We start from the raw sequence: 10348 nt of genomic DNA, 5'->3' as shown, positions 1-10348 counted from the left end.
CGCCTGGCTCCATCACTACAATCACCACAGACCCCACACCGGCATCGGCGGCACCGTCCCCTCAGACCGCGTTCACAACCTCACGGGGAAGAACAACTAGCCCGCTGATTGTCCGTGGGGAGGCGCCTGAGGCTCTGCAGGTTCGGGGGTGATCGTGAGCCCTCTGGGCCCGCTCGCTTCCTGGATCAGCTCTTCCACCCAGAGCCGGTTGATCTGCGGCTGGCGGCCACCGAAGAAGTGGAACACCAACGGCACCGAGGGGTGGATCCAGAAGCTGCGTCGACCGCTGCCGTCACCCACCTCCACCTCGAACATGAAAGACTCCCCGCGGCGCAGCTTGTTCATCATCACCAGGCGAATATGCGCCAGCGTGCGGTCCTCGATCTCCACCGAGTTCCCGCTCGAGTCGTAGACGAACCTCCCCACGGGCACAGCGTAGCTTCGCGCACGATGCGCAGGCCAGGACGCTACATTCACTCGATTTCTCCCAGGATGTGCATCATCGCCAGGTCGTTGCTCAATGACGACGCGGTTGCACTCACCGCACCGCGGGGGCAAAGTTCTCGGCAGCGGTCGCACACCGATCCCGGAGGTCGGTGTGGGCTGATCCGTTGCCGCGGAGGTGATGCCACGTGTCTGCCACCTACTTTGAGTTCCACTTCGCGTCGGTTGACCCTGATGAGACCGAGCAGCATCTGGCCAACGTCTATGGCCGCATCCAGATCAGGCGCGAGTTCAAGGCCCTCACGAACCGCGCCGCCGGTGACGATAGGTTCCAGATCGCCGACGGCCGGTTCGACGGATCCTGCGTCTCCACGGCCAACCTCGAACAGTTCATCCTCGCGACTCCGACCCACCCCATGCCATGGGAGGAGGGCCGGGCCAGCGGCGACATGTGGATCGAGCCGGCCATCTTCCAGCCGGAATCTCCCTACACCGCAGCGAACCAAGACATTGTAGTCCGCGCTGTCAGCTTCGACCCCGCCTGCCTCCAGCGCACGGCACGGCTGATCTACGGGCGCCCCGACCTGGTGCTGGCATTCGACGGACCGCGACCGTCGTCGCGGGAGGTAGCCGACAGATGGCTCTCGGCGTGCGCGATGGCTCGCGCCTGTCAGCACGACGGATCGCTTCGCAACGACCTGATCCGTGCCGGCGTGTATCACTTCCTCGCCGTCACCGCCCTGGAGTCCTTCCGACTGGTCGCGGACCGGAGCGCACTGCACGCATCCGCGGAGCGACAACGGACGGTCTATCGCGCCGCGACGGACTTCATCCATGCCTTCGCGTCGCTGCCGATCACGATCGACGACGTCGCCGAAGCCGCAGGCTCATCCGTGCCCGAGCTCGCTCTGGCGTTCCACACCCATACCGATTCTGAGCTGACGCCGGCAGCCTACCGGCGCCGTGTCCGGCTGGAAGGAGCGCGGCAAGAATTTATCAACGGCGACCCGACCACCGGCGACACCGTCGCCGAGATCGCTCGACGATGGGGCTTTCCCTCAGCGAGTCGGTTGGCGGCGATGTTCCGCCTCCAGTACGGGGTCGGACCGAAGTGGTTGCTCGATCGCTGAACTTCCAGGGTGGGGCGCTGATCGCGCGCCAGTCAGTTCGCAGGTGAGACCAGGATCGAGCGGCCACCGATTAGTACTTCTCGATCACCGGCCGCGGACGCGCGTCTACCACGAAGGTGAGGCGAGATGCAAGGCTCGCCGGTTTCCTTGACGCCGTATCCGGCTGCCCCGGTACCATCTCGCTCGCGCCTTACGGTGTAAGGCGGAGTTCCCGCCGCCCGTCATCGACCATTGCTAGCCGCCTGATATTCGGCCTCGAAAGGACTCACGATGAACTTCCCCGAAGTGCTCAGAGACGGCATTGCCGCTGTCATCGCGCTTCTACCGCTGTTTCTTCTCTTCCTCGTCATCCTCATCGTTGGGCTCATCGTCGCCAAGCTCATCGCCAAAGGCGTCGAGAAACTTCTGGAGCGAGTGGGCTTTGATCGACTCGTCGAACGTGGCGGCATCAAACGAGCGCTCGCCAAGTCCAAATTGGACGCCTCCGACATCGTCGGCAAGATCGTCTATTGCACGCTGGTGCTGTTCGTTCTGCAGTTCGCGTTCGGCGTCTTCGGTCCCAACCCAGTGAGCGACCTCCTCGAAGGAATCATCGCGTTCCTCCCGAAGATCCTCGTCGCGATCATGATCGTTGTCATCGCGTCTGCCATCGCCGCCGCCGCGAAGAACATCATCCAGAGCACCCTCAGCGGACTGTCCTATGGCAAGCTCCTGGCCAACATCGTGGCCATCTTCATCATTTTCCTGGGGGTTACGGCAGCGCTGAACCAGATCGAAGTTGCCACTACCGTCACCATCCCGATCCTCATCGCCGTCCTGGCGATCCTTGCCGGCGTGATCATCGTCGGCGTCGGCGGCGGCCTCATCCGACCCATGCAGCAGCGCTGGGAAGCCATGCTGACCAAGGCCGAGGTAGAAGCGCCGAAAATCAAGCAGAAGGCGCAGGGCGCCCCGAGCGTCGGCGACCAACTATCCGGTACTGCCCACCAGGCGCAGGTCGCGGCTCTCCGCGCCGGGACTGTGCCGCCCCGACCCGCCACGCCCTCCGCGGAGTCGTAACGACACGATCAACACCATGAGCAAGCGCCCCGCCACCGCTGCGGCCGGGCGCTTGCTCGCCACCGCCCACCGTAGAGACGGCCCCAGGCGCTTTCTGCCAGCCGGTACACGACCGCAACGCATTGCACACACCAGCGGCGCAACGACAGAGACACTCCTCGCGTTGTCAGGATCATCCGCAACCGTCTGACCTCCTCAGCGGGATGCGGAGAGCCTTCGCGGTCGAGCGCGATAATCCACTCCCTGTCTTGCCGCTCATGCGGCTCAATGTAGATCTCGGTCGCCGAGTCCAGGATCCGCGCCGCGAGCGTGCCGATATCAAGGCTTTCTTGGCGATCCCGCAGCATCCAGCGAATCGCGCTACCGCCGGCCGATGCTGCTGCAGGTAGTCCTCGAGAGGATGGTCCGCTCGCAGGTCGAGGAGGGGCGAACCTCAAAAGCGTGCTGCCGGCGACCACCGCTCAGGAGTCACTGCTACGTCGTCGGCGACGGCTTGCGTTAGTGGGGCGCACCGGGTCAACGGTGCTCGCACGAGCCTCTTGGGAACTAGTGAGATGGGCGCGCTGGGCCGAGCGTCGGCTAAGGACTTTCCCCGAGGCCGCCGCAGGAAGGGGATGGCTACCCCGACGTAAAGGAACAGTCGTCATAGACCGTGGCAGTGGTGTTTGCGCCGGCGCCGGTCGCGTAGACCTGTGGAATCATCCGATGGCCAGCCGCGGTTGCGCGGCCCGATGCGCTGATCTGCATCCACGTTCCCGCGGGGATCTGTGCGAAGGACGTGGGCGGCTGATAGATCTCCGTCGATAGATCCTGTGAGTACTCGCGCACCACGGCTCGCAGGTCGAGTCCGTCACCAACTGCTCGCACCCAGCACGACACCACATAGAGTCTCCCGGCGACGGAGTTGCGAACCACCGAGCCGTGTGTGATCCCGGTGGTGTACTGACTTGCAGCGGAAGGCATCACTCGCACCGCTGCCGAACCTCTGTGGATCGGTGATGTGACGCGACTGAGGGCTCCGCCCGGAAGCGGAGTCCAGCCACTTGTGCCGACTTCGAATCCAGAATCGGCTAGCAGTTGCGGTGGCTTCGTTTCGGTGAACGTTGTTACGCCACAGTTGCTCGGCGTGAGGATTCGGCGTTGTGCGATGACGACGGGGCCCGTCGCCGGGGGGCAGGGTTGGGTGACGGTGTTCCGGGTGCTGCCGGACACCTCGTCCAAGGCAATCAAGCGGCCGGGGGTTGCGGTGTCTCTCGACGCTTGCATCCAGACCAGGCCGTTCGAGATCACAGGCGGGGCTTGATTGAGGACGGCAGGCCCGTCGCGGAAGGCAGTAAGTTTCTTGCTCCAGTAGACCGAGCCGGTCGGCAGGTGAATGGCGGAGACCACTGTGGAATCGTTGTTCGCGGTTGTTGTGACGATTCCCGTGGTTCCGTCGAAGGCGACTGGGGTTGCGCTGGGCGGCAGAGTGCGCAGAATCTTCCCGGTCTTCGCGTCGAGGGCGAGCGTTCGCGCGGTGCTGGTCGCGTTCTCGGCGTAGGGACTGGTGATGTAAAGCTCTCCAGCGTGCAACGAAGGCAGCGCCGTGCCCGCGCCCGGCCCGAAGACCACGCCCGTCCTGACGGGTTTCGTTTTGGACCACAACAGTGTGCCCGCGGTCGTGAACGCCTTGATCACCGTTGATGCATTGAGGTAGACGACTCCGCCGGCGACCAGAGGGGTCCCACCGGCACCGGTGAACTCGAACTTTCGCGCGCCAGTTGCAGCGTCCAGCACCGTCCCCGGGTCGCCACAACGCCCGCACCCACCGCGACGCCGGCGGTGGGTGTCGCCGCGACCCCGGGTGTGCGCCACCGCACCGCGCCGGATGACAACGACAGCGCGTCCACAACCGTACCCTGCAGGGAAGTGCCGTCGTGCAGCACGTAGACGGTCGAGCCCACGACCTGCGCGGCCCCCGCGAAGTGGTACGAGCGTCGCCAGAGCAAGGATCCGGTCGCAGTGTCGTACGCCGAAACGAACGAACACTGGTACTGCGCATCGACCACGACCGTTCGCGATCCCACCACACTGATCGATCGGGGCTCACTCGTCGCCGCAGAGGGACACAACGGCGGTTGGGCGGTCCACGACATGTACATCTGGGCCGGCAGCGACTCTGCCAGCTGAGCGTTCTGATTGGCCGCATCAATTCCCGCGCCGATTGCGACCGTCCCACCCGACGGGGAGGGAGCATGTCCTGGCACAATGGGCGGCGTGGTGGCGACCGCAGGCGAAACGCTCGCGAAGAGGAGAAGCGCCGCGATACTGGCCGCCAAAGCGACACGGCGGCGAGCGGATCGAGTCAGCGAACGTTCTTGAGAAAACATGACGACTCCCCAGAATCAGCATGACCAGCCGACACCTGTCGAGTCAGCTGCCCTACCGTTGCATTTCGAACGCTATGGCGACGTCGATCAGAAGACAAGACCTTCGACGGCATGCCGCGCCACGGGTACGGGAGTCGCAGCGGGGCTCGGCGAAGATTCCATCGTCCAATGAACGTCGAGTCAGCTCACGGCGGGGATGCGTCGGCTTCACCGCCCGTGGCAGGTGGCTCCGGCAGTGCGCGTAAACCCTGTGTGGAGTTCGCGGCAGTCGCGAGGGCTTCCAGCCAGTCCCGGTTCAACGTCGGTGGTCGCCCCCCGTTGTACTTGAACGCGAGGTGCGCGCTCGCGTGCACCCAGACGCTCATCCTCCCAGATCCGAGCGACATGTTTTGGTTCCAGGCGAACAGAAACGGCTCGTTGCGGCGGAGCTTTTGCACCATCACGACCTCGAGGTGCGCCAGCAACCTGTCATCGAACTCGTGACTGACCATCTCGCCATACATGAACTTGCCCACGAAGCAGCCCCTCCTCGACCTGCCCTGATCAACGCGTAGACCTGCTCGGTTTGCGGCTCCCAGAGACGCATCCTCGGTCGATGATTCTAGGGCGGTTCGGCAAGACCGGGACCGCTGTGAGGGACATCGATTGCTGACGGGCGTAGTCGACGACACTCCTCTTCAGCGACGTCGCGATGCCGGCCGCGAAGCGCGACCGAAAAGCGGTCGCAGTTGTCAAACGCGAGCTCAGATCACGACGGAATCAACGAGATTGTTCCCGCAGCGTTCTCGCTCGCGGACAGGTCACTCCGCGGTCATGGCTCCAGAGTCGTCGGGGCGAGGACGTCAATAAACGGATACAGCCAATCCTCGAGCGGTTCGAACCCTCGAGAATTGAGCCGGTGACGCCTTTGGTAGCCATCCCGAGTCCGTACGAGAAGCCCGGCATCGCGCACTCCCCGCAGACCGAATCCACTTCTCAAACTGCAGATGGAAGATGTTCGCGGCGCGGGGGCCTCAAGTCCGCATCTGCAGGCTGAAAGCGGCGTGCCCACGTGCCAACAGCGTCCCCGCTACGTCAACATGGGCGGGTGACCATAAGGGAGGGATTTCCCGGGCAGCGACTGTACGTTGTCCCGAGACCACAAGTGCGCGCGGCCCTCGCGGTCGCCCCCACGTCCAGCATGCTCGTGACGGACTGTGGATACTTCCCCACAGCTAAGGCGCACGGCGTGTTTCGGGATGCTGGCATCGATCAAGCTGTCGTCATCGTTTGCGCCAAGGGTCGCGGCTGGTGCGAGGTTGGCGCACAACGCCACACGGTGGCAGCCGGGCAAGTCCTCATTGTTCCCCCGTCGCACCCGCATTCCTACGGAGCTGAGCAGGACGAGCCATGGACGGTGTGGTTCATGCACGTCGCCGGGAGGGACGTCGACTCGCTGCTCGCCGCAGGGGGCTTCAGCGCTCAGGCTCCCGTGCAACCTCTTCGAGACATGTTTGCCGCGATCGACCTGTTGGAGAGCATAGTCTCGCGAGCTGCCCGCGACACCACCGCGCAGAGTCTGCTGGAGACTGCCGGGGCCGCCTGGCATGTTCTCGCGCTTCTCGCTTCTGGTCGAGGCGGCGGTGCGAGCCGAGTCGAGGTTATCGACCACGCTCGGCAGCACCTTGAGACTCACCTCGACCGGAAGGTTGAGGTTGCAGAATTGGCAGCTTCCGCAGGCTTGAGCGTCTCGAGGTTCGCCGAGCTTTTTCGCGAGCATGTCGGCATGCCGGTCCTGAAGTACCAGACTAGCCTTCGAATGGCGCGAGCCAGAGAGCTCTTGGACACCACTGACCTCAGCGTGGCCCAGATTGCCGCCCGCGTCGGGTATGAGGATCCGTTCTACTTCTCACGCAAGTTCCGTAGCGCTCACGGAATGACGGCGCAAAGGTACCGAAGCATCCCCAAGGGCTGATGTCGGTTCGATACGGTGTCTCTCCAAACGAAGCTCGGCATCGAGGACGAGAAGTCGTTCGGAGGCTCGTGACACCAAGGCGTCGCGCTCGGACGTCAGGTCGGCGACGAAAAGAATGGTGCTCGGCAGGCTGGTCGCGAAGTAGTCCACTTCTGCAGGTGCAGTACGTACCTCTTCGATCCATGTAAACCACCTTTCGCGAAGCGCGTGGGCCTCGTCGGTCCGGCCCAGTCGCAGCAGCGCCATCACGCACGAGTCGGTCTGCTCCCCGAATTGCTGGTTCGACATGTCGGTGAAATCTCCCGTAGCCCGAGCAGCAGCCTCCCAATACTCCTTAGACCGGTCTTCGTCTCCGCTAGCTGCCGCGGCGTCCCCGGCGATCAACCACAAGTCGGCCAGACTTGCCAGCGGGTGATAAGTCTCTCCCAGATTCTGCGGCGGACGCAGAGCATAGTCAGACAATTCCAGCGCGGCATCCACTTCGCCGCGTGCCAGGGCCTCTCGAATCAATACGCCCAGCGCGCGTTGCCATGCGCCGATCACCCGGCCCTCCCCACCCTCCCACGGGTGGAATTGACGGCTCCGCAACAGTTCGACTGCGCCCGCGGCGTCGCCTGTCTCGGTGAGGAGATCAGCGAAGGCGACACTGAGATCGTCGCGAGCGTCAACAAGATCCCGGAAGAAACGCAGCGTCGCAAGCCGAGTCGCCGCTGGAACGCCGCGGCGGGCATCGAGCTGGTCCGCTTCGCTGAGCAGCTTGGGATCCGTCGGGCTGAAATCCCTCGCTCGTCGGTAGTGGTCAACCGCAGCGGTCATGTCACCATCAACGTTGAACGCAGCGAGACCGAGGTTGCGATGGACAACGGCAGCCAGCTCTGATCGGGCGCCTCGTGCGATGGAGAGCAGCCAGTGCTCTTGCGCTTGCCGAGGAAGGCCTGCGTGGTAGTACCAGTGGCCCAGAAGGGCGGGAGGCAGAGGATCGTCGGTCCATCGTTCCTGAGCGGTTCGGAGCACGAGGACGTCCTCGAGACGGCTAGGAAGGCAGTGAGTGTGAGGACGGGAGCGAGCCTCGTGCGCGGCCGTCGCAGCTGCGTGGAGGTCCCCCTTGTCCCACAGCACTGATGCTCGGTGGTAGGCAATGAGGGGGCCAAGCGCGACCTCGCCCGGTGTGCGGACCGAACCAAGCCCACGCGCGAGGTTGAGCGCGGACAACGCATCGTCCCAGCGTCCGACCGTGGAGTACTCGATGCTGACGTCGAGCATAGTGCCGGCATCGCGGGTGGTTGCCCGACCGGCGAGATGGAGCGCCCACTGATCGAGGGGATCGACGGCCAGGACGGCCGTAATCAAAGCCGATGCTCGATCGTGCTCGCCTCTATCGCGCAGGAGAACAGCAAGAAGGCATGCAGCGCGGTGATGCGCCGGATCGAACTGCAACACGCGTTCGAGAGCTCCAATCGCCTTCTCCTCTTGCCCCGCTCGAGCATGAACCTGACCTAAAGCGAACCCGGCCGCAGACCGATATCTGACATCCCACGCCGCCCTTCCGAGAGCGTCGGCGGCACCATCCAACTCGCCCCGACGTGCCAGAGTGAGTCCTAGACGGTAATGCGCGCCCCCGTCAGATGGCGTCGGCGCAAAGGCCGTGCGGCGAGCCACGCTAGATCTCAACAGATCCTCGGCCTTATCGAACTCCGCACGCGAGTATGCCGCCGCGCCAAGAGCCTCAGTCGCACGAGACTCCGCCGGATCGCGCCGCAGCGCCTCTTCCCAATATGGTGTGGATGAGCGACTCGCGTGACGATACTGGTCAAGGTAGATGGCGATATGGACGAGTTCGTCCACCGACCGCACGTCCCCGGGAGGGGGCGGGGCTACGGCGGGCGCTGGCCTCTCGGGTTCCACGGGTGAAGGAATCAGGAGGTCGTGTCGGGCGAGCTCGCGCCCGTCCGACGCGACAATGGTTACCGATGCCGGCGGCCTCATGCCGTCGACAGGGCCCCGCAGCTGAAGGGGCTGAGAGGGAGCGAGGTCGACACTCCAGCTATGCACCACCTCGCCGGACTGATCGAGCAGGACGGCCGACGCGTCTCGTGTCGGCTCTGGCGCTTCGACAGAGAGCGTGATCATCTCGTCTCGCACTTCAGTCGTGAGCGCAACGTAACGGGATGCCTGCTGGACAGGGCCGATATGCACGGGATACCAGAACTGACTGAAGGCCTTGGTCTCGCCTGCCTCGAGGAAAGCAAAATCTGGCTGGTTGTCGGTATAAACGCCCGCCATGAGCTCTATATACGGCCCGTCCTCGTCCGTGAGATTCCGTTCCCAGGCGCGGCCGAACTCCTCGTTCCCCCATGTCCACTGCTTCTTGCCGGGTGAGACATCCCGACTCGCCCAATGGATGAACCCAGACCTCGAATCGTGATGGAAAACTCCGATGAACTCTTCTTTGCTCGATAGAGCCATGAAGGAGGAGGGGACGGGAATGTTCTCTGCCCAATCGAGCCGAGCTGTATGCGGTTCGTTTGGCTCTCGCGCCGAGTAGTCGACTCCGTAGTACGGCTCGTCGGGGACGGGATACGAAACGACCGCTCGCCGCGCATGATCGGCCACATACCGGACGTCTTGTGGAAGAACGGTCTGGGTGTCCTCCGTGACGGGAACCGCCACGTTCGCCCACCACAGGAAGCTCTGGCGCGTTTCAGCCCGATTGAACAGTCGCACGCGCACTTCGAGCGCGGCGCTGTCGGGACGCACACTAACCCCGTGCATTCCCTTCATGCGGGCGAACGGGTCGTGGTCCGAGCACCAAACCGTGACCGCTCCATCGGACTCTCTCTCAATCGCGACGTCGGTGGGGAGATAGGTGCCCGGCCGATGATGCTGGGGCCAGTTGAACTCGATGCCACCAGAGATCCATGGGCCGGTCAGCCCGACCAGCGCAGGCTTGATGACGTTGTTGCGATAGAACATATCCACTCCGGCAACGCGGTCTACGGCAATATGGATACGCCCTCCAAGCTCGGGCAGCACAACGAGATGCAGGAACTCGTTCTGCAGGTGAACGGCATCCCACTCACGCATCGTCGGACTGTCAGCGACCCGTTCATGGAAGGGCAGCGGATACACCCGTCCCGACGAGCCCTGGTAGACACGCCGATCGAGGTACGCCGGAAAGCCCGGCGCGGCCTCGACGTCATAGGTGGCGATGCGTAGCGGTTCGCGCCAGCACTTGACGCTGAACGACTCCTGTTCCGAAGGCGGGTCAGGGAGTTCAATGCGCGGAGAAGGGTTAGGCATCCGCACAGGATAAGAAAACAAAGGCGACGCGGGTAAGGCGAGAATCAACGGAAGAACTAGACGAAACACCGATTCCTGCTCGCGCAGCGGCG

The 10348-nt window shown here is 63.8% G+C and carries 7 protein-coding genes; 3 read left to right on the top strand and 4 right to left on the bottom strand.

Annotated elements, in window-relative coordinates; all coding sequences use genetic code 11:
* Positions 1-96 precede the first annotated feature (96 nt).
* On the bottom strand, positions 97-426 hold the full coding sequence (locus ACFUTX_RS16375; protein WP_378867160.1) for an ATP-dependent DNA ligase: 330 nt from the start codon (positions 424-426) through the stop codon (positions 97-99).
* A gap of 206 nt (positions 427-632) precedes the next feature.
* Between ACFUTX_RS16375 and ACFUTX_RS16370 the strand changes: the two genes are divergently transcribed.
* Complete coding sequence (locus ACFUTX_RS16370) at positions 633-1574, top strand: helix-turn-helix transcriptional regulator (protein ID WP_378867157.1); 942 nt, start codon at positions 633-635, stop codon at positions 1572-1574.
* A gap of 270 nt (positions 1575-1844) precedes the next feature.
* Positions 1845-2633, top strand: a complete 789-nt coding sequence (locus ACFUTX_RS16365; protein WP_378867154.1) for a hypothetical protein — start codon at positions 1845-1847, stop codon at positions 2631-2633.
* A 618-nt stretch (positions 2634-3251) separates the two neighbouring features.
* On the opposite strand, the gene ACFUTX_RS16360 is transcribed toward ACFUTX_RS16365, so the two are convergent.
* Both ACFUTX_RS16360 and ACFUTX_RS16355 read right to left on the bottom strand, forming a co-directional pair.
* Positions 3252-4409 (bottom strand): hypothetical protein, encoded by a 1158-nt coding sequence (locus ACFUTX_RS16360; RefSeq protein ID WP_378867151.1) that lies wholly within the window; start codon positions 4407-4409, stop codon positions 3252-3254.
* Positions 4410-5187: 778 nt separating this feature from the next.
* Positions 5188-5517 carry an ATP-dependent DNA ligase gene (locus tag ACFUTX_RS16355; protein ID WP_378867148.1) on the bottom strand — a complete coding sequence of 110 codons (330 nt, stop codon included), beginning with the start codon at positions 5515-5517 and terminating at the stop codon, positions 5188-5190.
* A 665-nt stretch (positions 5518-6182) separates the two neighbouring features.
* On the opposite strand from ACFUTX_RS16355, the gene ACFUTX_RS16350 reads away from it, so the two are divergent.
* Positions 6183-6956, top strand: coding sequence for an AraC family transcriptional regulator (locus tag ACFUTX_RS16350; RefSeq protein WP_378867146.1), 774 nt, complete (start codon positions 6183-6185; stop codon positions 6954-6956).
* On the opposite strand, the gene ACFUTX_RS16345 is transcribed toward ACFUTX_RS16350, so the two are convergent.
* Positions 6891-10256, bottom strand: a complete 3366-nt coding sequence (locus ACFUTX_RS16345; RefSeq protein WP_378867143.1) for a DUF5107 domain-containing protein — start codon at positions 10254-10256, stop codon at positions 6891-6893. The genes ACFUTX_RS16350 and ACFUTX_RS16345 overlap by 66 nt on opposite strands.
* Between the last annotated feature and the right edge of the window lie 92 nt (positions 10257-10348).

The organism is Microbacterium sp. NPDC057407 (assembly GCF_042803895.1).
Taxonomy (GTDB): domain Bacteria; phylum Actinomycetota; class Actinomycetes; order Actinomycetales; family Microbacteriaceae; genus Microbacterium.
This window is presented reverse-complemented; position numbering and strand designations above follow the sequence as displayed.

What these genes read in the sequence shown, in the direction of transcription:
- ACFUTX_RS16365 (WP_378867154.1), top strand. Translation starts at nt 1,845, where the DNA reads ATGAACTTCCCCGAAGTGCTCAGAGACGGCATTGCCGCTGTCATCGCG.
- ACFUTX_RS16350 (WP_378867146.1), top strand. Translation starts at nt 6,183, where the DNA reads ATGCTCGTGACGGACTGTGGATACTTCCCCACAGCTAAGGCGCACGGC.
- ACFUTX_RS16345 (WP_378867143.1), bottom strand. Translation starts at nt 10,256, where the DNA reads ATGCCTAACCCTTCTCCGCGCATTGAACTCCCTGACCCGCCTTCGGAA.